We start from the raw sequence: 21,005 nt of genomic DNA on the forward strand, positions 1-21,005 counted from the left end.
CCCTGGCACCCTCCTTGCTACCGTCCCCCGCTTAACCTTTTGTCAGCCTTAGGTTTTTTAAGGTTTATGGGCACATATTTACTAATTTCTCGTTATCCCCGCGCCCCGCATCATCGCTCCAACAAGAACGCGTCGCCCTTCGCCGGCACGCCCCCGGGCAGCTCCCGATGCCCTACCTTGCCTTGGAGTCAGTCATGACCAGTGCAGCCAATTCGGCACCCCTCATAGAAAAACACACGATCGGCTACGTGCCCCCGCAAGACCGCCATGGAAAGGTAAGGGATCTGTTCACACTGTGGTTCGGCGGCAACATCGCGCCGCTGCCCATCGTCACCGGCGCCCTGGGCGTGCAACTGTTCCACCTGAACCTGGTATGGGGCATTGTCGCCATCCTGGTCGGCCACCTGGTCGGTGGCGTACTGATGGCGCTGCACTCGGCCCAGGGCCCGCAGATGGGCATCCCGCAGATGATCCAGAGCCGCGCCCAGTTCGGCTCGCTCGGCGCGCTGCTGGTGGTGGTGATCGCCGGGGTCATGTACATCGGCTTCTTCGCCTCCAACATCGTTCTCGCCGGCAAGTCGCTGCACGGCGTGGTCGATGCCGTGCCGGTACCGGTGGGCATCGTCATCGGTGCGCTGGGCTCGGGCATCATCGGCATCATCGGCTACCGCTTCATCCACGTGCTCAACCGCATCGGCACTTGGGTGCTGGGTATCGGCATCGTGGTCGGCTTCGGCTACATCTTCAGCCACGTGCAGAGCGACGACTTCCTCACCCGCGGCGGCTTCAACCTGGCCGGCTGGCTGGCTACCGTGTCGCTGGCGGCATTGTGGCAGATCGCCTTTGCGCCCTACGTGTCGGACTACTCGCGCTACCTGCCGGCGGACGTGAAGGTCAGCTCGACGTTCTGGACTACCTACCTGGGCTCGGCCCTGGGTTCGAGCCTGTCGTTCATCTTCGGCGCCGTGGCGGTGCTGGCGATCCCGGCCGGCATGGACACCATGGACGCAGTCAAGCTGGCCACCGGTACCCTCGGCCCGATCATGCTGGTGCTGTTCCTGCTCAGCGTGATCAGCCACAACGCCCTCAACCTGTATGGCGCAGTGCTGTCGATCATCACCCTGGTGCAAACCTTCGCCCACCGCTGGATCCCCACCGCCAAGAGCCGCGCCGTGCTGTCGCTGGTAGTGCTGACGGCCTGCTGCGTGGTGGCGGTGTTCGCCTCGGCGGACTTCATCGGCCACTTCGTCGACATGGTGTTGGTGCTGCTGGTGGTGCTGGTACCGTGGACAGCGATCAACCTGATCGACTTCTATGCCATCCACAAGGGTGACTACGATATCCAGTCGATCTTCCAGGTCGATGGCGGTATCTACGGGCGCTACAACCCGCAGGCGCTGATTGCCTATGCCGTGGGTATCGTGGTGCAGATCCCGTTCATGAACACGCCGCTGTATGTCGGGCCGATTTCCGAGCATATCAACGGAGCGGACCTGTCGTGGCTGGTGGGGCTGGCGGTTACTTCGCCGCTGTACTGGTGGCTGGCCAGCCGTGACAGCGCCTACCGTCGCCGGCAGATGAGTGCCAAGGTGGCCATGGGGCACTGATTCACCAGTGCCGGCCTCTTCGCGGGCTTGCCCGCTCCCACAGGATGTCACCGGCCTCGAAGGCTGTGGTGTCCCGGTGGGAGCGGGCAAGCCCGCGAATAGGCCGGTACAGGCAACACATCAATCAGAGGTTGTAGGCCCGCTCATTGTGCTCAGCCAGGTCCAGCCCCTGTTCTTCCTCTTCCCGGCTGGCCCGCAGCCCGATGGTCAGCTTGATCACCCCCAGAATCGCCCAACTCACCACAAAGCAATACACGAAGGTGAACGCCACCCCCTTCACCTGCACCAATGCCTGCCCGACCGGTGACGCACCCTCCACATAACCGCCCAACGCAGGCGCGGCAAAGACCCCGGTAAGGATCGCGCCGACCATTCCGCCCACGCCATGCAGGCCGAACACATCCAGGCTGTCGTCGTAGCCCAGCGCCTGCTTCAACCGGGTCACGGCAAAGAAACAGATCGCCCCGGTCAACAGCCCGATCACCAGCGCGCCCAGCGGCCCGACAAATGCGCAGGCCGGGGTAATCCCGACCAACCCTGCCAAAGCCCCTGAAGCCGCACCCAAGGCCGTCGGCCGACCATGCGCCACCTTCTCGGTCAGCAACCAGCCGACAATCCCCGCACAGGCCGCCACCATGGTCGCCAGCATCACCACCCCCGCCGCCTGGTTGGCCGCCAGCCCCGAGCCGACGTTGAAGCCGAACCAGCCCACCCACAGCAACCCGGCGCCCACCAGGGTGAAGCCGAGGTTGTGCGGCGGCATTGCCACCTGCGGGTAGCCCTTGCGCTTGCCCAGCATCAACGCCGCAGCCAGCGCTGCCACACCGGAGTTGATATGCACGGCGGTACCACCGGCAAAGTCCAGCACGCCCCAGTTGACCATCAACGCCCCCGGCCCGCCCCAGACCATATGCGCGATAGGCGCGTACACCAGCACGAACCAGGCGGCCATGAACAGCAACGAAGCACTGAACTTCATGCGCTCGGCAAAACCACCGGCAATCAGCGCCGGGGTGATGATGGCGAAGGTCAGCTGGAACACCGCGAACACGCCTTCGGGGATGCTACCGACCAGGCTGTCATGGCCGATGTCCAGCATCAGCGCCTTGTCCAGCCCGCCGATGAAGCTGTTGACGGTCAACTGCCCCTCGACCATGCCGGTGGTGTCTACCACCAGGCTGTAGCCGAACAGCACCCAGAGAATGCCGATCACCCCGGCAACGGCGAACAGCTGGGTGAATACCGAGAGGAAGTTCTTGGCCCGGACCATGCCACCGTAGAACAGTGCCAGGCCCGGGATGCACATCATCAGCACGAACATCGCGGCGCAGATCATCCAGGCGGTGTTGCCGGTGTCCAGGGTGGGGTCGGCGGCGTGGGCCCGGGTGGTCAGGGCTAACAACATTACAGCGAGGGTGAGGTGCTTCATGGAGTCACTCCTGTGTGAATGGTGGGGGTGCCCTGGGGCTGCCTTGCAGCCCATCGCGACACAAGGCCGCTCCTACAGGGGGGCGATACGCGGTCCCCTGTAGGAGCGGCCTTGTGTCGCGAAAGGGCCGCAAAGCGGCCCCCGACGGTCAACTCAATACTGCGCCTGCCCCGGCACCCAGGCGGTCCCCGCCAACGGCACTCGCGCCATCGCCGCAGCCTCCACGGTCAACGCCACCAGGTCCTCCGGGTCGAGGTTGTGCAAGTGCGACTTGCCACACGCCCGCGCCATGGTCTGCGCCTCCAGCACCAGCACCCGCAGGTAGTTGGCCAGGCGGCGCCCGGCCTCCTCCGGGTTCAGGCGCCTGGCCAGTTCCGGGTCCTGGGTGGTAATGCCGGCTGGGTCGCGACCGTTCTGCCAGTCGTCATAGAAACCGGCCGCCGAGCCGATCTTCTTCAGTTCGGCATCCAGCCGCGGGTGGTTGTCACCCAGCGCGATCAACGCCGCAGTGCCAATGGCCACCGCATCAGCCCCGAGGGCCATGGCCTTGGCCACGTCGGCACCATTGCGAATACCACCGGAAACGATCAGCTGCACCTTGCGGTGCATGCCCATTTCCTGCAGCGCCTGCACTGCCTGCGGAATGGCCGGCAGGATCGGGATGCCGATGTGTTCAATGAACACTTCCTGAGTCGCGGCGGTACCGCCCTGCATGCCGTCGAGCACGATCACATCGGCACCGGCCTTCACCGCCAGCTTTACGTCGTAGTACGGGCGGCTGGCGCCGATCTTCACGTAGATGGGTTTTTCCCAGTCGGTGATCTCGCGGATCTCGGCAATCTTGATCGCCAGGTCATCCGGGCCGGTCCAGTCCGGGTGGCGGCAGGCGCTGCGCTGGTCGACGCCGATCGGCAAGGTGCGCATGCCGGCCACGCGCTCGGTCACCTTCATGCCCAGCAGCATGCCGCCACCGCCCGGCTTGGCACCCTGGCCGAGGACGATCTCGATGGCATCGGCCTTGCGCAGGTCGTCGGGGTTCATGCCGTAGCGCGACGGCAGGTACTGGTACACCAGGTGCTGCGACTGGCCGCGTTCTTCCGGGGTCATGCCGCCGTCGCCCGTGGTGGTGCTGGTGCCGGCGATGCTCGCACCACGGCCCAGCGCCTCTTTGGCGTTGGCCGACAGCGCGCCGAAACTCATGCCGGCGATGGTTACCGGAATTTTCAGGTGGATCGGCTTCTTGGCGAAGCGGGTGCCCAGCAGCACATCGGTGCCGCATTTCTCGCGGTAGCCTTCCAGCGGGTAGCGCGACACGCTGGCACCGAGCAGCAGCAGGTCGTCGAAGTGCGGCACGCGGCGCTTGGTGCCGCCGCCACGGATGTCGTAGATGCCGGTTTCGGCGGCACGCTGGATTTCCTGGATGGTCAGGCGGTCGAAGGTGGCCGACTCACGCAGTACCGGGGGGAATTGCTCGCTCATGGGAATGCTCCTGGATCAGTACGCGCTGGCGTTGTCGACTTTGAAGTTGTACAGCTGGCGAGCCGAGCCGTAGCGTTTGAAATCGGCAGCCTTGTGGTCCAGGCCGGCCTTGTTCAGCAGTTCCTGCAGCTCTTGCAGGTGCTCGGCGCGCATCTCTTTCTCGATGCAGTCCGAGCCCAGCGACTGCACCGCACCCTTGACGTAGATGCGCACCTCGTACAGCGAATCGCCCAGCGCATCGCCGGCATCGCCACACACCACCAAACGCCCGGCCTGGCCCATGAAGCAGCTCATGTGGCCGATGCTGCCGCCGACGACGATATCCACGCCCTTCATGGAAATACCGCAACGCGCGCCGGCGTCGCCCTCGATCACCAGCAGCCCGCCATGGGCGGTGGCGCCGGCGGCCTGGGAGGCGCTGCCCTTGACCCGCACCGAGCCGGACATCATGTTCTCGGCCACGCCGACACCGACGTTGCCATGCACGGTGACGCTGGCCTGCTGGTTCATGCCGGCGCAGTAGTAGCCGGCGTGGCCTTCGATATCCACGGCCACGGCGGCGTTGATGCCCACGGCCAGGTTGTGCTTGCCGTCGGGGTGGGTCACCCGCCATTCGTGGTCCTGCACCTCACCGTGCAAGGACTGGTTGAGGACACGCACCGAGGTGCTGGAAAGGTCGATCGTCTTCATGTGGTTCTCCAGTGGTTCGGTGGCAGGTCAGGCGCTTTCGCGTTCCCAGACGTACAGGGTGGCCGGGGCCGGTTCCCAGACCTTGGCGTTCTCGATGCCCGGCAGGCTGGCCAGCGCCTGATACTCCGAGGCCATGGCCACGTAGTCGTCGGTCTCGGCCAGCACGGCGGGCTTGCAGGCGATCGGGTCGCGGATCACGGCAAAGCCGTTGCGGGTGCCGATGGCGAAGGTGAAGAAGCCGTCCAGGTCTTCCAGGGCGCCATCCAGGGCCTGGGCCAGGCTGTCGCCCTGCTGCAGGCGCCAGGTCAGGTAGCCGGCGGCCACTTCGGTGTCGTTGTCGGTCTCGAAACTGATGCCTTCGCGCTTGAGCTCCTGGCGCAGGCGGAAGTGGTTGGACAGCGAGCCGTTGTGCACCAGGCACAGGTCGGCGCCGGTGGAGAACGGGTGGCTGCCTTCCATGGTCACGGCGCTTTCGGTGGCCATGCGGGTATGGCCGATGATGTGGCTGCCTTTCATGCCGGCCAGGCCGAAGCGGCTGGAGATTTCCGCCGGCAGGCCCATGCCCTTGAGGATCTCGATGCTCTGCCCGGCGCTCATGATGCGCACGTCAGGGGCCAGTTCGCTCAAAGCCTGGCGGGCCGATGCCTCGTTGGTGTGCACCTTGAGCACGGCGGCGCTGGCGTTCTGGAACCAGTCCAGCGAGCAGCCCAGGCGCCCTTCCAGCTGGCCCATCAGCGCCGCCCAGGGGTAGTTGATGTCAGTGGCCTGCAGGGTCAGCTTGACCCAGCCATCGGCCACTTCGTCGCTGTAGATGGCAAAGCCGGCGCTGTCCGGGCCACGGTCGGTCATGGCTTCGAGCATGGGTTCGAAGAGCTTGCCGAGCTGGGCTTCCAGCTCGGGTTTTTTCAGGTACAGACCTACGATTCCACACATGGTGATGCTCCTTACTAGGCAGTGGGCGACCGCGTTCGTGCTGGCCGCCCAAGGGATTGGGGGCGGTCAGAAGAATTCGGTGTAACGCTGGATTTCCCAGTCGGAGACGTGGCGGCAGTACTCCACCCACTCCATGCGCTTGAGCTTGATGAACTCGTCGACGATCTCGGCGCCCAGCACTTCGCGGAACAGCGGGTCGGCCTCCAGGGCGTCGGCGGCTTCCTTCAACGACTGCGGCAAGGTCTTGATGCCGCGTGCGGCGATCTCTTCCAGGCTCAGGTTGTAGAGGTTCTCGTTGCACATCTCGCCCGGCTCCAGCTGACGGTCGATGCCATCGAGGCCGGCAGCGATGATCGCGGCGGTGACCAGGTACGGGTTGCAGCCAGCGTCCGGCAGGCGGAACTCCAGGCGGCCATAGGGGATGCGCACCATCGCCGAGCGGTTGTTGGCGCCGTAGGCGACAAACGCCGGGGCCCAGGTGGCGCCGGATAGCGAGCGGCCGACCACCAGGCGCTTGTACGAGTTGACCGTGGGCGCGGCGAAGGCGCACAGCGCCGGGCCATGGGCCAACAGGCCTGCGGCAAAGTGGTAGGCCAGCTTCGACAGGCCCATGCCGCTGCTGTCGGACGGGTCATGGAACAGGTTCTTGTTGGTGCTGCTGGCCAGCGACAGGTGGAAGTGCATGCCATTGCCGGCGCGCTTGGGGTCGGGCTTGGGCATGAACGAGCAGATCATGCCCAGGTCGTTGGCGATCTCGCCGGCGGCCATGCGGAAGAAGGTGAAGCGGTCGGCCGACTCCATGGCGTCGCTGTAGGTGTAGTTGATCTCGAACTGGCCGTTGGCGTCCTCGTGGTCGATCTGGTAGATGTCGAAACCCACCGGCTGCAACGCCTCGGTCAGGCGCTCGAGGAACAGCCGCGAGCGCGACAGGCCCTTGTAGTCGTAGCACGGCTTGTCGAGGTTGTCGGAAGCGTCCACCAGTTGCAGCTTGCCATCCTCGTCGCGGCGGAACAGGCTGAACTCGGGCTCAAGGCCGGTGTTCAGGGTCCAGCCTTTGTCGGCCAGGCGCTGCACCTGCTGCTGCAACACGTAGCGGCTGTCGTAGGGCCAGGGTTGGCCGTTTACGTGGCCTACACACACCACCCGGCCGTAACCCGGCTGCCACGGTACCGGGATCAAGGTGGAAAGGTCGCCGCGGGCCATGAAGTCGGGGCCGTGCGGTTCCATGCCCATGCCGCAGATGGCGAACCCGGCAAAGCCGGCGCCCTCCTCGGCCACCATCTTCAGGCCCGAGACCGGCACCGATTTGGTCTTCGCCGAGCCATGGATATCGACGAACTGCGCCAGCACGTACTTGATGCCGTGCTGATCGAGGGTGCGCTGGGTTTCTGCTGGCAACATGGGTTGAACACTCCTGGGCAAGGGGCAATGATTCCACATGGGAAACTTACTTTCCTCACAGGAATGCAATGTGCTTGCCAACTTTGTTCAGGGTGCAACCTTGCATTGCCTGTTCGGGCCTCTTCGCGGGCCTGTGGGAGCGGGCGTGCCCGCGAAGAGGCCGGTACGGCCAGCACAAAACCCAAGCAGATTTCCATGCTCCATTTATGGGAAACTTGTTTTCACCCGAGGAAAGATGCAGCCACCGCAGCTGTATTTCGCACTTTCCCAGTGCGAAAACTTTATTCTTGAACTGAAACCGTGCAGGACATTCGATGCCAACCGAAACCGAACCGCGCCTTCGCCTGGAGCAGTACCTGGGCCTGCAGATCAAGCGCCAGCGCCAGGCCCAGTCCCTCAAGCTCGCCGACGTGGCGCGCATCGCCGGCATCAGCCAAGGCATGCTGAGCAAGATCGAGAACGCCCAGGTATCAACCAGCCTCGACACCCTCAGCCGCCTGTGCGATGTGCTGGGCATGCCGATGGCCAAGTTGTTCAGCCAATATGACCAGCCCGACGGCAATGCCTTGTTGGTGAAAGCCGGTGAAGGGCTGGAGGTGGTGCGCCGCGGTACCGAGAAAGGCCACACCTACCATTTGCTCAATCACGCCAGGGGGCCGAAGAAGAACTTCGAGGCGTACATGGTGACCATGGACGACGCCAGCGAAGAGTTCCCGACCTTCGCCCACCCCGGCACCGAGTTCCTCCACTTGCTGGAGGGTGAACTGGTGTACCGCCACGGCAACCAGCTCTATCACATGCGGGCCGGCGACAGCCTGACCTTCGACGGCGAGACCCCGCACGGCCCCGAGCAGCTGGTGCAGGTGCCCATCCGCCTGTTGTCGATCATGAACTACGGCGACGAGTGACGCGGCGCAGCAAGGCAACAACCGATGTCGCGATCAGACAAGCACACGTCGCCCGCGATCGGCTTCGGAACTGTGTCTACAAAAATAATACACACATCGACCAGCCCCGCGCCGTGGGCTGATCGGTGCGGTATTCGCGAGTAAAACAGCCTCGCTTCACAATTCCAACGCTGTGGCGCCTTTTTGCACCGGGCAGTTCGTCCGGGCTCATAACGATAAAACTCCCAGTACTAGAGACCCGCGCCGCGCCAGCCGGGAGTGTTTGCGCGCGCCACATTGTGAAGACTTGACTGCCATGATCGCGACTTCAATCCCCGTAGCCGGTGCTGCCACCGGCCACCGTAACGCCCTGTGCGTTGCCCATATCGCCGCTGTGCTGTTCGGCCTGACCGGTATCCTCGGTCACCTGATCGAGGCCGACGCCAGCATCATCACCTTCGGCCGCGCCACCTTCGCCTTCATCGCCCTGGGTTTCGTCGCCGGGCTCAAGGGCACGCGCCTGCTCGACGCCCTCACCCTGCGCAACCTGCCGGTGCTGGGCCTGACCGGCGCCCTGCTGGCTGCCCACTGGGTAACCTTCTTCATCGCCGTGAAGGTTGGCGGCGTGGCCGTGGCCACTCTGGGCTTCGCCAGCTTCCCGGCGTTCATCGCCATGATCGAGCGCGGCGTGTTCGGCCAGCGTATCGGTGCCGTGCAAGGTTTGCTGCTGCTGATGGTCACGGCCGGTCTGGTGTTGGTGGTACCGACCTTCGACTTGCTCGACAAAGGCACCGTCGGCCTGCTCTGGGGCCTGGGTTCGGGCCTGGCGTTCGCCCTGCTGACCGTGGCCAACCGCCGCAACGGCTCGAGCATGAACGCGATGCAGGTGGCGTTCTGGCAGAACGTGGTGGTGGCCGCGCTGGTGGCGCCGTTTGCCTTCACTCACCTGGGCAACACCAGCCTGGCTGGCAGTGACTGGGTCAACCTGGCGCTGTTGGGCGTGTTCTGCACCGGGCTGTCGCAGTTCCTGTTCGTCAAGAGCCTGGAAGGCCTGGAAGCGCGCACGGCCGGCATGATCATCGCGCTGGAGCCGGTGTACGCGATCATCGGCGCCTGGTGGTTGTTCGGTGAACAGCCAAGCCTGCGCATGGCCGCTGGCGCTGCGCTGATCGTGCTGGCGACCATCCTGGCGGCGGCGCGCAAGGCACCAGCGGAACAAGGCGATACCAGCCGCTGCGCGCATTGATGAATGTGCTTGCCTGAACGGCCCTCATCGCCGGCAAGCCGGCTCCCACCCGACGCTTAGGCCTCAAGCATTGTGCAGTACCTGTGGGAGCTGGCTTGCCGGCCATGAGGCCAGAACAGGCAGCACAAGACAGTTACTCCCACAGGGTAATCACAGGGCTCTAGCCTGATGCTTTACCTGTGGGAGCTGGCTTGCCGGCGATGAGGTCGGTACAGGCGACTAAGCGCCCTCAGGCAGCAGACTGCGGTCAAACATGAACGCCCGCTCCCCCTGTGGTGTGTACTGATACAACTGCTGCGGCCGGCCCAGCCTGGGCTGGTTCTTCTCCCCGGTATCCCTGACCCACCCCAGCTCGCGCAAGCGCTCCAGGCGTTTGCGCAGCGAGGTGTTGTTCACCGCCTGCCCCAGGCACGCCTGCACCGCACCTAGCGCATCCAGCACAGTGAACTTCTCCGCCAGCAGGTACAGCGGCAGGCTGCTGTACACCGTCTTCGCCGCCAGCCGCTCACGGGCCCGCTCCACCAACAGGTTGTGATCAAAGGGCAACAGCACCTTGCGCGCCAATACGCTGTCCAAGTCGAAAAACGCCAGTTGCTCGCCCTCGACGACCTGCCCGGGTTCGAGCAATGCCAGGTAATAGGTGCTGAGTGACCATCCACGCGGGTCGCGGAAAGCATTGCCCTCGGTGCCCACCTGTTCCATGTAGCACGGTACGACCTGGGTTTTCTCGCGCAGCGCGCGTTCGGCAGCAGCTTCCAGGCTGGTGTCGGGGGTGCGGCCATTGACGATCACCCCGGGCAAGGCCCACTGGCCGGCATGCGGTTCACGCTCACGACGGTGCAACAGCACCTGCAGATGCTGAGCTTCGGGGGCCATGCGCAGGGCGACGATATCGACGCTGGCCAGGACTTCGACTGCATTCACCGGGCGACTCCTTGTTCAAGCTCATCATAATCCACCAGAGCATCTAAGTAAGGCAAGCAGAAAGCCCGTTTCAAAAGTTGCTTGACATACTTATTACACCAAGTGAATTATGTATCCATTCCAGCGAGGAGAACCGCCATGAAGATCGCCAGTTTCGATGTCGACGCCCAGAACGGCTTCACCAGCAACGTGCCGCAAGAGCTGCCGGTTCCCGAAGGCAATGAAATCGCGGAAGATCTTAATACCATGGCCTTGCGCGCCGACCTGCGCCTGGGCAGCAAGGACGCCCACCCGGCCAACGCCGCCTGGGTAGTCGCCGACCCCGCGCACATGCTGCAGCCCCTGCAGCTGGCCAACGCCGACCTGACCTGGGTCAGCCACTGCGTTCCCGGCACACCCGGCTTCGAGTTGCTGCCCGGCCTGCCGGCCCCCATCGACTACGACTATTTCGTGTGGAAAGGCGTCGAGCCCGACCTGCACCCCTACGGCGCCTGCTACCACGACCTGGCCGAACGCCGCTCCACCGGGGTGATCGAGTACCTCAAGGTGCAGCAGGTGGGCGCGGTGATCGTCGGTGGCCTGGCCTTGGACTATTGCGTCAGGATCACCGCCCGCCAATTGCGCCAGGCCGGCTTCCAGGTGCTGTTGTACCTGCCGGCCTGCCGCGCCCTCACCCAGGCAGGCGCCATCGAGGCGTGTGGCGCCCTGGCCGCCGACGGCGTGATCCTCTGCGGCGACGAAGCCGCGCTCGACCACCAGCTCTCTCTGATCAAGGAAGACCGCCCATGAGCGACAGCGTTTTCGGCCCACGCATCATCCAGAACCTGCTGGACACCGACTTCTACAAGATCACCATGATGCAGGCGGTGCTGCACAACTACCCCAACGCCGAGGTGGAGTGGGAGTTCCGCTGCCGTAACGGCGAGAACCTCGCACCTTACCTGGCGGAAATCCGTTACCAGGTCGAGCAACTGGCCGATGTCAGCATCACGCATGACCAGCTCGCCTACCTGGAGAAGATCCCGTTCATCAAACCGGACTTCATCCGCTTTCTCAGCCTGTTCCGCTTCAACCTGCGCTATGTACAGGTAGGCCTGGATGATGCCGGGCAACTGGCGATTCGCGTGCGCGGGCCGTGGTTGCACGTGATTCTCTACGAGATCCCGCTGCTGGCGATCATCAGCGAGGTGCGCAACCGCTACCGCTATCGCGAGGTGGTGATCGAGCAGGTCCGCGAGCGCCTGTATCAGAACCTCGACTGGCTGAAGGCCGAGGCCAGCGCCGAAGAACTGGCCGGTTTCCAACTGGCCGACTTCGGCACCCGGCGGCGCTTCTCCTACCGGGTGCAGGAAGAGGTGGTGCACATTCTGAAGCGTGACTTCCCGGGCCGCTTTGTCGGTACCAGCAACGTGCACCTGGCCCGCGAATACCAGCTCAAGCCGATCGGCACCATGGCCCACGAGTGGTTCATGGCCCACCAGCAACTCGGCCCGCGCCTGGTCGACAGCTAGGCTGCCGCGCTGGAATGCTGGGTGCGGGAATACCGGGGGCTGCTGGGCATCGCCCTCACCGACTGCATCACCATGGACGCGTTCCTGGGCGACTTCGACCTGTACTTCGCCAAGCTGTTCGACGGCCTGCGGCACGATTCGGGCGATCCGCTGGCCTGGGCGGAAAAAGCCATTGCCCACTATGAGCGGCTGGGGATCGACCCGAAGAGCAAGACCCTGATCTTTTCCGACGGGCTGGACCTTGCCAAGGCGCTGGGGCTGTACCGGGCGCTGCATGAGCGGATCAATGTGAGCTTTGGCATTGGTACCAGGCTGACCTGCGATATCCCGGGGGTGGAGCCGATGAACATCGTGATCAAGATGACGGCCTGCAATGGGGCACCGGTGGCCAAGATTTCCGACAGCCCGAGCAAGACACAGTGCCGGGATGAGAACTTCGTGGCCTATCTGAAGCATGTCTTCCAGCTGAATTGATGGCGCCTGTGCCGGCTTCATCGCCGGTAAACCCGCTCACAGGCATGCAGTCCCCCAAAGCGGACATACGTCTATTGAGGCAAAACACCAGGCCTCATTGCCCCTTCAACAATCTGCTCCCAGCTCTTACCTGCATCCGAAAACGACTGCAGCGTTGGGCTATATCGAAGCTGCTCAGCATGGCCAGGACGGCTACTCCATACACTTGGCGTAATATGGGCATTACGTTTCTAATACTTTCATCGTCAATCCGGGCGAGATCAGCTCCACCAGAAGGAATCTGTGATGCAGCAGTTGCGCAAGGATAACCACTACGTACCTGAGCTCTACCTCAAGCAATGGGCGGATAAGGATGGTGTCCTTACGTATCGATTGCTGGTGCCCAACGAGAATGTTGGTGCCTGGAAAAAGCATTCCTTGAAGGGTATTGGCTACCAAAAGCATCTCTACACCTACTGGGCGGGAGGTGAGGAGACTGATGAGTTCGAGTGTTGGCTAGACCGAGAGTTCGAGAGTCCTGCCCACGAGGCTATTCGCAGGGTCGTACAGGAAGACCGCTTAGAACCAGAGCATTGGCGGCGTTTGGTGCGGTTCGCAATGGCCCAAGATGTCCGTACTCCCGCACGGCTAAAGGAGTTTATTCGAAGTCAAAATGCAACACTAAAGCCTTTGATGGATGAGGTCATGCAGCGCTCTATCCACGAGATGGAGGATGCGGTGCAGCGAGGCATACCTATGCCTCAGATGGAAACAGATGACATCGATCCGTTCCCGCTGTTCAAGACGTCTATTGAACCACTGCCGGAGGGCGGAGGAGCCGTGAAGGTTGAGACGATCGTGGGGCGGCAGATGTGGATTTGGAACATGAAGCGGATCCTTACGCAGACCATTAAAAAACTGCCCAAACATCGATGGACAATTCTGCACGCTCCTCCAGGTCTGTCTTGGCCAACCTCCGACAATCCTCTCATAAAGCTCAACTACCAAGACTCAAAGAACTACGACACTAAAGGCGGTTGGGGCGTGAACCGAGGCGATATTCTGCTTCCGCTAAGCCCGAAACATCTGCTCCATACCTGCATCGGTCAGAGAGGTTGGCCGCGCGGAACCACTCTCACCTCCGAGTTGGCCCAGGGTATTCGGAGGATCATCATTGAGCACGCCCACCAGTATGTGTTTGCCAAGGAGCCTGGAGATATTCACCTGATCCGCCCCCGGATGGTATGTCCAGAAACTTGCAAGCAAGAGCGGGCAGCTTGGGATCGCTGGCACGTAGAGCAGTGTGCAGCAGAGCGAGAAATGCAAGCCAGATGAGACTTGGACGCCACTACGGATAGCAAACTACTGGTCACTATCGCTGCTGCATTACCGCATGGTCGCCCCGAGAAACTGGCATTTACTCCTGCCCAACCTACAGGCTTTCGAGAACAGCTGCGGAGAGATCGAGCAGATTCCTTCGCGGGGCCTTTTTCGTTTTTGCTCAGTCGGTAGCCCGAACCTATCCGACCTTCACGTAGCCCTGGCTGGGCTGCAGGTAATCGACCGCGCAGCAAATATCCCCTGCTCAAAACTGACAGGGCTCCCCCCCTTTTTCTGAAGGTTTCGACGGGACGTTTTCTTTCGGCTCCGGGTTTGGCTGTGGCCTTATCTCAGACTGAGGCGCCGGCCCTCGCTGCGGGTCATTTCGGGCTGAGAGGCAGGGGCTGGCTGAGAATTCATTTGAGGCTGAGTCACCGGGTCGCTGGCAGACGGCTGCGGGGTTGCCGGAGCTGGAGCTTGGGATGGGGGAACTATAGGCGTCTTCGATGAGGGTGCCGGGGTGTAGGCAAAAGCGTAAATAGAAATACCCAGACCCGCGACGCCAAGCATCGCGATACCCCGGCAACTCACTTTGTAGAAGAGCCTTTCGGCTTGCTCAATGGGATCACCTACCATTTTCTTGAATTCGGCTTCAGACAGAAAGCGATACAGCTTTGGCTGCCAGTCCTTGCGTAGCTTGCGCTGGATGTTGATGAACTTACGGCCTGACATCACGTTCAGTACCGTGTAGCCAAATGCAACCGCCATGACGATCGAGATCAGGTACGGGTTGATCTGCAATGTGAGCCTCGCGGCGATCAGGCCCAGGCCAACGGTCAGCGCCGTGGAGATCGCTGCGATTGCTTGCCGGGTCGCGTCTGTGGCCTTCGACGTTTCCTCCGTCACAGCCTTACGAAGATCTGTCAGGGATTTCAGGGTGTCCTTGGTGATTTCCGAGACCGCCATCTGATAAGCGATTCTCGCGCAATCCAAGGCAGCGGCCAGGTTCTCCCTGAAGTACTCCTGTACCTCCCCGTCCGCCCGACCGGAACGCGCGATTTCGGCGGACAACAGGATGTGCTTCACCTCTGCTTCCCGCGCGTTATCGAACACCCATGCCGCTGCTTCCTGGACAACCTCGAAGTCTTTAAGCGAGATGGGAGCATGACCCTCTACCGCCTCTGGGATCGCAAGGTTGAGCTTGGGCGGCCCCTTGAAGGTGAGCTTGCTACCACTGGTGTCGATTTCATTCGCAAAACAACGGCTCAGGGCACCGAATGCCTGACCTGCCCAGAGCATGTGTAAAGGATCAGCCTCATCGAGATGATGTCCTTCTGCGAGCAACCAAAGGCGCACATCCTCCGGTACTTTGCGGAGGGTCGCTGATTCTTTCACCAGGAGGCGGGGTGACTTGGTCGCCTGTGATTCGGTGTAGTCGCCCTCTTCACCCCAACCACAATATGCCCTCGCTCTGGTAACGAAAGGCTGAGTGAGGCCAAGCAGGTGCCAACGTGCAGCAGCGTGTCCATTGACCAGGAACGCCTTGAAGCCTACTTCCGTCGCCACATAGAGGGCCTGTTCCTGGACATGGTCTTCCGGAAGTGGCTTCTCCAGCTCAACGCGAAACGGCCCAAAATCTTCATCCTCATCATCGACGTCAGTTTCGCTGCTCGCGCAGTCGTAGATCGTGAATGACCAGGCAGCAGTGACGGCGGCTTTCTTGATCGACCGAGCAGTTTCCGCAGATAGGTCGGAAACGATGAGCGTCAGGTTGCCCTCTGTGATTAGCGCCTGACGCTTGCGCGATAGCTCGTTAAGCAGGCTGGCCAGGCTTTGGTGTGACAACGCTGTCCTCCTTGACTCGGTCTGTGTCGACGATGATTTGTTTCTTATCTCCGTCGAGCTGTATCACCTGGACGTTGGGGTTTTCCTTCCGATCGGGGAAGAGAATCGTGACGCCCTCAGCCGTGACGATCTTGCGCATGTAGGGCTGTCGGAGGATCCGGCGATCAGGCTTGAAGCTCAGCTCGTGCAGCTTGCTTTTCCTGACACGACTACGCGTCTCACGCTCCAGGCGGTTGGCGATTTTCTCATCCTCAGGATGCCCCGCAGCCAGCATCACTGCCTCAACGATCGCCTCTTCATCAATGCGCCGGCGAGTGCCCAGGTTGGCTTGGGCCCGCTGCAGCGCCTTGGCTATATCCTGACCGGGCAGGTTCTCAATGCAGGTCTGCAGTGCCGCCTTGAGGACTTTGCGGGTGATCTCGCTCAGCTCGGTGTCCGAAACTGCCCTGCTCACAGCCAAGAAATCGGCGAAGTAGTCGGCAAGATCAACCCCTTGCTTGGTGCGGTCGGTGGCCGAAATGTTCTGGTCAGCAACCCCGCTGATCACCCGAATCAGCGCCGTTTTTTGAATGGCCTTCTTCTCGTCCACCAAGGCATTCACGATACGCCGCAGCTTCTTTCCTGGAGCACCATCATTCTGCTCCAACGCAAGCTTGTAGTCGTACTTGATCAGGCTATAGATCTTCACATCCGGGTCTGCGACCGACAGCTCGAACATCAACAGAACGCCATCAGCACTGCCACCCACGTGCGCACGGTTGAAACTGGCGGCTAGGGCCTGAGCGCCGGCCACGAAGGACGTGTCCTCACTTGCGATCGCCTCGACCTCGTTACGGGTCACCGATACCGCTTTGAACATGAACACCGGCGCGGTGGCCATGTCCACGATCTTGCCGATGAAGAACGCTTCCTCCTCCAGAGCCCGCTCTGGCATGGCCGCGAAGTCTTTGGTACCCACGACATGCAAGATCATCCGTGTGATCTTGAGTGAATCAATCTCTTCGTCCGAAAAAAAGCTCATGCCATCTCCATGGAATCTGCCCCCGCCTGACCAGGAAGAGGAACCACCCGCCTCGACATGCGCCCAGGCGACAATTACGCATCAATTGCAGCCTGCAGGGCCGATGGCCACCTCCGCGTAGGGCTGGATGTGATGCTGTGGCCGGAGCATATCCGGAAAGGATGGCCAGCAGCCAGCACGCCACGCTGCATGACGCATTTGCCGGATTAGGAGTACATGAGCATCCCGTAGAAGCGACGCCGGCCTGCATTTCAGTTTGACACCCTCTCTAGGCGTCAGACCTTACACAGAAGAGTACATTTGTACTCTAGCTGGTTTTCAGCGGCTGAATCTGAGTCCGTGCCCTTCATCCGGCATTTCACAAAATGCTTAGCCCGTTAGGTGGAACCAGTTCCACCGGTGATACTGGCACGGTAGAATCACTCGCGGAGGGGTGGGCTCTTCCTCTCGCGCAAGCGAGGGCGGTTCTGATAATAAACAGTTTCGGCTGTTGGGCTTCGGCCCGCTGATCCCATTAGGGATGTTCAACGGTACTCAAATCCTCCCACCCCTTCTCCCCTTTTCTATGGAGAGATGTGCGTGAAAAAGGACAACGTCTGGTTCACTTACAAGGCGCGAATTCAGGCTCATAAACGCCTAGAGTGGCTGGACTTTCACTCACAGCTCTTGCTGGTTTGGTATGCGATTCTAAGCACGGCCCTGGGGGTGCTAACCATACGACACAGCACAGTGCTGGGCCCCGACACTGATGTCATGGCGACCATTCTATCCGTCGCGCTGCTGGGCATCTCACTCGCGGTAGCGAATCGGGATTTCCGAGGTCGTGCGATGCTGATGCGTACGAATTATCTGGAGCTGCAGAAGCTTCATCGTGATTTGCCCAACGACTCATCTGAACCTGACGCCCCGAAGCCCACACCTGCGCAGGTAAACCGCTACGACGAATTGCTCGCTGAGTCCGAAAATCATCGAGAGATCGACGATCGCATAGCGCGGGTGTTCGCAACTGGGCTTACCAGTCGAATTCCAACGGGTTTCGAGTACTTCAATGCAGTGTTCTGGCTGACGATGCGCTTTTTGATCACGACGATGCTTTATGCACTGCCTGTGGTAGTCGGGCTTTACTCGTTTTGGAACAAGCCATGAGCGCGGCCCTGAGTTTCAAAAAGCGCTTCAGCCGTGAGCACCTTTTGGAAATCTACACCGAGAAAATCAAGCAATCTGGTGCAATCGGGCTCGACCGTATGCGCCCGGCTAACCTCAACAAGATTCTGAGTGCGGAAATCGACCACATTCACGAAAAGGTTCACCAAGGTGAGTACCGCTTCACCGCCTACAAGGAAAAACTGATACTCAAAGGGGCATCATCTCTTCCCAGGCAGATATCCATCCCCACAGCCCGAGACCGTATCGTCCTGCGCGCGCTCTGCAATTGCCTCTCTGACGTGTTCCCCCTTGCGAAACTCACACTCCCTCAGACCGTCATCGACTCGCTGAAAAAAGCGCTCGACTCAGGCGCTTACGCTGAATACGCCAAAATCGATCTGAAAACGTTCTATCCATCCATTCCCCATGACCTTGTAGCCTCGGCAACAAAGAAAAAGATCAGAAAACCAGAGCTTCGCAAGCTGATCAGCAGCGCCCTCACCACGCCCACTGTGCCTGAATCCAGGGGAGGTAAAGGTGCTGATCGCCCTACTATTGGCGTACCGCAGGGCCTGGCAATCTCCAACGTACTTGCAGAGATTGCCTTGCAAAGCATTGATGCCACCTTTGGATCAAGGCCGGGCATTTGGTACAAGCGCTACGTGGATGACATCCTGATCCTCGCGCCCGCAGGCTTGGCACGCTCAACAGCGAACGAGCTGATTACCCAGCTAAAGGGGTTGAAGCTCAACCCTCATGACTTTGGGCCTGAGTCGAAATCCAAAGTCGCGCCACTGACTGAGCCCTTCAGTTTCTTGGGTTATCAGATTGAGAGCGGCAACGTACTGATACGTCACGAGAGCATCCTGAGATTCGAAGCATCGGTGGCCAAGATCTTCACTGCTTACCGTCACAAGTTGCTGACCGCCCGTAGCATGGCAGATAAAGAGCGTGCGCTTGCCTATTGCCAATGGAAGCTCAACCTCAGGATCACCGGTTGCATTTTCAAGGGCAAGCGGCTCGGCTGGGCAGCCTACTTCTCGCAGATCACCACGACTGCACAACTACGCTCCGTGAATCACACCATCAGGAAGCTTACCGATCGATTCTGTCCTGGCGGCGAGATTCACCCAAAGTCGCTGATCAAGACCTATTACGAGCTTCAACGAGGCATGAAGGCAGGCGATGGGTACATTCCAAACCTTGACGCTCTCACGGTGCCCCAGAAGCGCGAGAAGCTCGCTATGTGGCTTGGCGCAGAAGCGGCAAAATTGAGCGATTCAGAGGTCGAACGCCGCTTTGAGATCAAAGCCAGTAAAGCGGTGCGGGAGCTGGAGGAAGATATCGCACAAACCTCCTGAAGCTGGAGTTTGGGCCCAGATCAATTACTACTCTGAATTTGCCGTGGCTAGCAGTCACCCGCGCAGTGGCTTGATGCTCCACGGCAAATAATTCAGGTTACGGGCTTAGTGAACAAACTGGTGCAAGGCGGTCAAACTATCGACTGCATAATTTGATATATGGATATCATCGATGACAGTATTTAAAGCAGCGAACGTAGAAGACGCAGTTGCGCTTGCTGAGAGTTTCAAAGCCGAAGGACGCTACGATTGGTTTCGAGGACAGCTCCGCGAGTGGATGCCAAGTTCGTCGCTGGAGCGCAAAGTACTTCACGACCCGGTCGCTAAATCTCAGCTTGATGAGAAGCTGCTGAGGTTCACGAACTGGGTGATCGAGCAGCCAGCTCTCGCTTATCTTGCAGAGGAAGAGCACGTCGATTCTCTATTCGCTGTGCTTCAGCATTATGGATTCCCTACGAACTATATTGACTTTAGCACCGAACCTACAATTGCAGGCTTCTTTGCATCTGACACTCAATCTCCACCCGAGGAGCCTGGCAATTGCGTTATCTACTGCCTAGATACTTCAGACCTTAAAGAATTTTATAGTCATCTGCCCCCTTCGTTTGAAGGAATAGCATTTATTGCAGAGCCAGTGACGGTTAACGTCCCTAATCTTTGGAGGCTGGAATCACAGCACGGTCACTTCTTGTTCGCGAATCATCCATGGTATCAGATTTACGACATGGATAGAATCGTATTCCCTTGGAGTGGTGCTCCAGCCTTCCCATCGCGCGAACAGATATACCCTTCACACAAGAGCGCCTTGGAGCAAATACTCGACACGTATTTCTTCAATGAACGACGCATAGAGAACCATGCCATGCTCCGTGGCATGGCAGAAGAGCAAGGAAAGCAAAGCCTGTTCCGCAATATCTATGTCGAGACGCCCGAAACCTACGACTCAGATTCATTCATCGCTCCGCTGAGCCCCACCGCGCAATGGAGCGACGAGGCACTCGAACCATGGCGAGTAAATCCAAACGAACAATTTTATTCGACCGTTGGCCGCCATATGCCTTTGCCCCTTCGTAGCGGGGCCACAGCCCCCAGTCTTGCCGATCAGGTGAAACATTCGATAAGAGGGGCACTGAACACACAACGAGGGCTTCGAGCCCAAGCAGTAGAGTGGATCTTTACCGGACTTCCAGAGGAAGTTGACGAGGCGTTGCTGAGATCTACGGCTCGTCAAGCATGGAACGGTATGCGAAATCTTCCCTATACGAATGAAGACATCGCCTGTGCCATTTCTGCCTTGATTAACTTTTGCTCAATTCCAGATTGTTATTCGCCTGAAGGCTATAAGGTTAACAGGATATTCCAGGAGTGGATTCCGGACGCCATCTATATCGAATTTGGATACCAGGGCGACCCTTACTCCAAAGCATACTGTTCAGCTAGCCAATTGTTTAACGCATTAGATCCGACGTGGATTTCAAGCCTTAAAGACCCAGGATCGGTGCTCTCGATAGTAGGAGCGCTTCGTAAAACTCACGACCCTCGCCTAATGTTCGACTTCAGTCAGCTATCGAGCATTTTCGCTCGCGAGATCATTCCATCGCAGTTAGCCATGAAGCGATCTTTGGTGCTGTATAACCCAGCTGACCTAGTAGTCCTTAATATTCCATAGAGTATTCACTAACGACACTCGACATTCATTGGCTTAGGCAGTTGGTTAGATGCAGGCCCTCGAAATCAGCAAAAGCCAGAGAG

General features: G+C 60.2%; 16 protein-coding genes and 1 pseudogene. 9 read left to right on the plus strand and 8 right to left on the minus strand.

Annotated features, from left to right (window positions below; genetic code table 11):
- The first annotated feature begins 194 nt into the window (after nt 1-194).
- Nucleotides 195-1,607, plus strand: a complete 1,413-nt coding sequence (locus tag CAG22_RS23155; RefSeq protein WP_025338785.1) for a cytosine permease — start codon at nt 195-197, stop codon at nt 1,605-1,607.
- A 124-nt stretch (nt 1,608-1,731) separates the two neighbouring features.
- Here CAG22_RS23155 and CAG22_RS23160 read toward each other — a convergent pair whose 3' ends face one another.
- From CAG22_RS23160 to glnT, 5 genes are all read right to left on the minus strand, one after another.
- Nucleotides 1,732-3,036 (minus strand): ammonium transporter, encoded by a 1,305-nt coding sequence (locus CAG22_RS23160; protein ID WP_085706256.1) that lies wholly within the window; start codon nt 3,034-3,036, stop codon nt 1,732-1,734.
- Between the two features lie 153 nt (nt 3,037-3,189).
- The gene (locus CAG22_RS23165) at nt 3,190-4,515 is read right to left on the minus strand and encodes an FMN-binding glutamate synthase family protein (RefSeq protein ID WP_085706257.1); all 1,326 of its coding nucleotides are present in this window, start codon (nt 4,513-4,515) and stop codon (nt 3,190-3,192) included.
- A 15-nt stretch (nt 4,516-4,530) separates the two neighbouring features.
- Complete coding sequence (locus tag CAG22_RS23170) at nt 4,531-5,205, minus strand: protein glxC (RefSeq protein ID WP_025338783.1); 675 nt, start codon at nt 5,203-5,205, stop codon at nt 4,531-4,533.
- Between the two features lie 27 nt (nt 5,206-5,232).
- On the minus strand, nt 5,233-6,138 hold the full coding sequence (locus CAG22_RS23175) for a glutamine amidotransferase family protein (protein ID WP_085706258.1): 906 nt from the start codon (nt 6,136-6,138) through the stop codon (nt 5,233-5,235).
- 66 nt (nt 6,139-6,204) lie between these two features.
- Nucleotides 6,205-7,539, minus strand: a complete 1,335-nt coding sequence (gene glnT, locus CAG22_RS23180) for a type III glutamate--ammonia ligase (protein WP_015270738.1) — start codon at nt 7,537-7,539, stop codon at nt 6,205-6,207.
- Between the two features lie 314 nt (nt 7,540-7,853).
- On the opposite strand from glnT, the gene CAG22_RS23185 reads away from it, so the two are divergent.
- Nucleotides 7,854-8,447: a cupin domain-containing protein gene (locus CAG22_RS23185; RefSeq protein WP_075044957.1), complete on the plus strand. Its 594-nt coding sequence runs from the start codon at nt 7,854-7,856 to the stop codon at nt 8,445-8,447.
- Nucleotides 8,448-8,742: 295 nt separating this feature from the next.
- Nucleotides 8,743-9,672: a DMT family transporter gene (locus CAG22_RS23190; protein ID WP_025338780.1), complete on the plus strand. Its 930-nt coding sequence runs from the start codon at nt 8,743-8,745 to the stop codon at nt 9,670-9,672.
- Between the two features lie 219 nt (nt 9,673-9,891).
- Here the strand turns inward: CAG22_RS23190 and CAG22_RS23195 are convergent, their stop codons facing one another.
- Nucleotides 9,892-10,596 (minus strand): NUDIX domain-containing protein, encoded by a 705-nt coding sequence (locus tag CAG22_RS23195; protein ID WP_025338779.1) that lies wholly within the window; start codon nt 10,594-10,596, stop codon nt 9,892-9,894.
- Between the two features lie 138 nt (nt 10,597-10,734).
- On the opposite strand from CAG22_RS23195, the gene CAG22_RS23200 reads away from it, so the two are divergent.
- The 3 genes and pseudogenes from CAG22_RS23200 (at nt 10,735) to CAG22_RS23210 (ending at nt 13,895) form a co-directional block, all read left to right on the plus strand.
- A complete protein-coding gene (locus CAG22_RS23200) occupies nt 10,735-11,385 on the plus strand; it encodes an isochorismatase family protein (protein WP_085706259.1) in 651 nt (216 codons plus the stop codon).
- Nucleotides 11,382-12,581: pseudogene (gene pncB / locus CAG22_RS23205) on the plus strand (nicotinate phosphoribosyltransferase). The gene CAG22_RS23200 and the pseudogene pncB overlap by 4 nt, the downstream one beginning before the upstream one ends.
- A 285-nt stretch (nt 12,582-12,866) precedes the next feature.
- Nucleotides 12,867-13,895 (plus strand): DUF4238 domain-containing protein, encoded by a 1,029-nt coding sequence (locus CAG22_RS23210; protein ID WP_085706260.1) that lies wholly within the window; start codon nt 12,867-12,869, stop codon nt 13,893-13,895.
- 330 nt (nt 13,896-14,225) lie between these two features.
- On the opposite strand, the gene CAG22_RS23215 is transcribed toward CAG22_RS23210, so the two are convergent.
- Together CAG22_RS23215 and CAG22_RS23220 are read right to left on the minus strand one after the other, a co-directional pair.
- Nucleotides 14,226-15,725 (minus strand): hypothetical protein, encoded by a 1,500-nt coding sequence (locus CAG22_RS23215; RefSeq protein ID WP_178081532.1) that lies wholly within the window; start codon nt 15,723-15,725, stop codon nt 14,226-14,228.
- Complete coding sequence (locus tag CAG22_RS23220; RefSeq protein ID WP_085706261.1) at nt 15,694-16,746, minus strand: nucleoid-associated protein; 1,053 nt, start codon at nt 16,744-16,746, stop codon at nt 15,694-15,696. Before CAG22_RS23220 ends, CAG22_RS23215 begins: the two co-directional genes overlap by 32 nt.
- A gap of 579 nt (nt 16,747-17,325) precedes the next feature.
- Between CAG22_RS23220 and CAG22_RS23225 the strand changes: the two genes are divergently transcribed.
- The 3 genes from CAG22_RS23225 to CAG22_RS23235 all read left to right on the plus strand — a co-directional run bounded on the left by CAG22_RS23225 (nt 17,326) and on the right by CAG22_RS23235 (nt 20,922).
- Entirely contained in the window at nt 17,326-17,892 is a 567-nt protein-coding gene (locus CAG22_RS23225) for an SLATT domain-containing protein (RefSeq protein WP_085706281.1), read from the plus strand.
- Nucleotides 17,889-19,253 carry a reverse transcriptase domain-containing protein gene (locus CAG22_RS23230; protein ID WP_085706262.1) on the plus strand — a complete coding sequence of 455 codons (1,365 nt, stop codon included), beginning with the start codon at nt 17,889-17,891 and terminating at the stop codon, nt 19,251-19,253. The genes CAG22_RS23225 and CAG22_RS23230 overlap by 4 nt, the downstream gene beginning before the upstream one ends.
- A 172-nt stretch (nt 19,254-19,425) precedes the next feature.
- Nucleotides 19,426-20,922 (plus strand): FRG domain-containing protein, encoded by a 1,497-nt coding sequence (locus CAG22_RS23235; RefSeq protein WP_085706263.1) that lies wholly within the window; start codon nt 19,426-19,428, stop codon nt 20,920-20,922.
- Nucleotides 20,923-21,005 lie beyond the last annotated feature (83 nt).

The organism is Pseudomonas sp. B8(2017), assembly GCF_002113575.1.
GTDB lineage: Bacteria > Pseudomonadota > Gammaproteobacteria > Pseudomonadales > Pseudomonadaceae > Aquipseudomonas > Aquipseudomonas putida_Z.

Excerpts from the sequence above, each read along its gene's own strand:
- CAG22_RS23155 (WP_025338785.1), top strand. The coding sequence starts at position 195 with ATGACCAGTGCAGCCAATTCGGCACCCCTCATAGAAAAACACACGATC.
- glnT (WP_015270738.1), bottom strand. The coding sequence starts at position 7,539 with ATGTTGCCAGCAGAAACCCAGCGCACCCTCGATCAGCACGGCATCAAG.
- CAG22_RS23185 (WP_075044957.1), top strand. The coding sequence starts at position 7,854 with ATGCCAACCGAAACCGAACCGCGCCTTCGCCTGGAGCAGTACCTGGGC.
- CAG22_RS23220 (WP_085706261.1), bottom strand. The coding sequence starts at position 16,746 with ATGAGCTTTTTTTCGGACGAAGAGATTGATTCACTCAAGATCACACGG.
- CAG22_RS23235 (WP_085706263.1), top strand. The coding sequence starts at position 19,426 with ATGACAGTATTTAAAGCAGCGAACGTAGAAGACGCAGTTGCGCTTGCT.
- CAG22_RS23190 (WP_025338780.1), top strand. The coding sequence starts at position 8,743 with ATGATCGCGACTTCAATCCCCGTAGCCGGTGCTGCCACCGGCCACCGT.
- CAG22_RS23165 (WP_085706257.1), bottom strand. The coding sequence starts at position 4,515 with ATGAGCGAGCAATTCCCCCCGGTACTGCGTGAGTCGGCCACCTTCGAC.
- CAG22_RS23170 (WP_025338783.1), bottom strand. The coding sequence starts at position 5,205 with ATGAAGACGATCGACCTTTCCAGCACCTCGGTGCGTGTCCTCAACCAG.
- CAG22_RS23175 (WP_085706258.1), bottom strand. The coding sequence starts at position 6,138 with ATGTGTGGAATCGTAGGTCTGTACCTGAAAAAACCCGAGCTGGAAGCC.
- CAG22_RS23230 (WP_085706262.1), top strand. The coding sequence starts at position 17,889 with ATGAGCGCGGCCCTGAGTTTCAAAAAGCGCTTCAGCCGTGAGCACCTT.
- CAG22_RS23160 (WP_085706256.1), bottom strand. The coding sequence starts at position 3,036 with ATGAAGCACCTCACCCTCGCTGTAATGTTGTTAGCCCTGACCACCCGG.
- CAG22_RS23210 (WP_085706260.1), top strand. The coding sequence starts at position 12,867 with ATGCAGCAGTTGCGCAAGGATAACCACTACGTACCTGAGCTCTACCTC.
- CAG22_RS23200 (WP_085706259.1), top strand. The coding sequence starts at position 10,735 with ATGAAGATCGCCAGTTTCGATGTCGACGCCCAGAACGGCTTCACCAGC.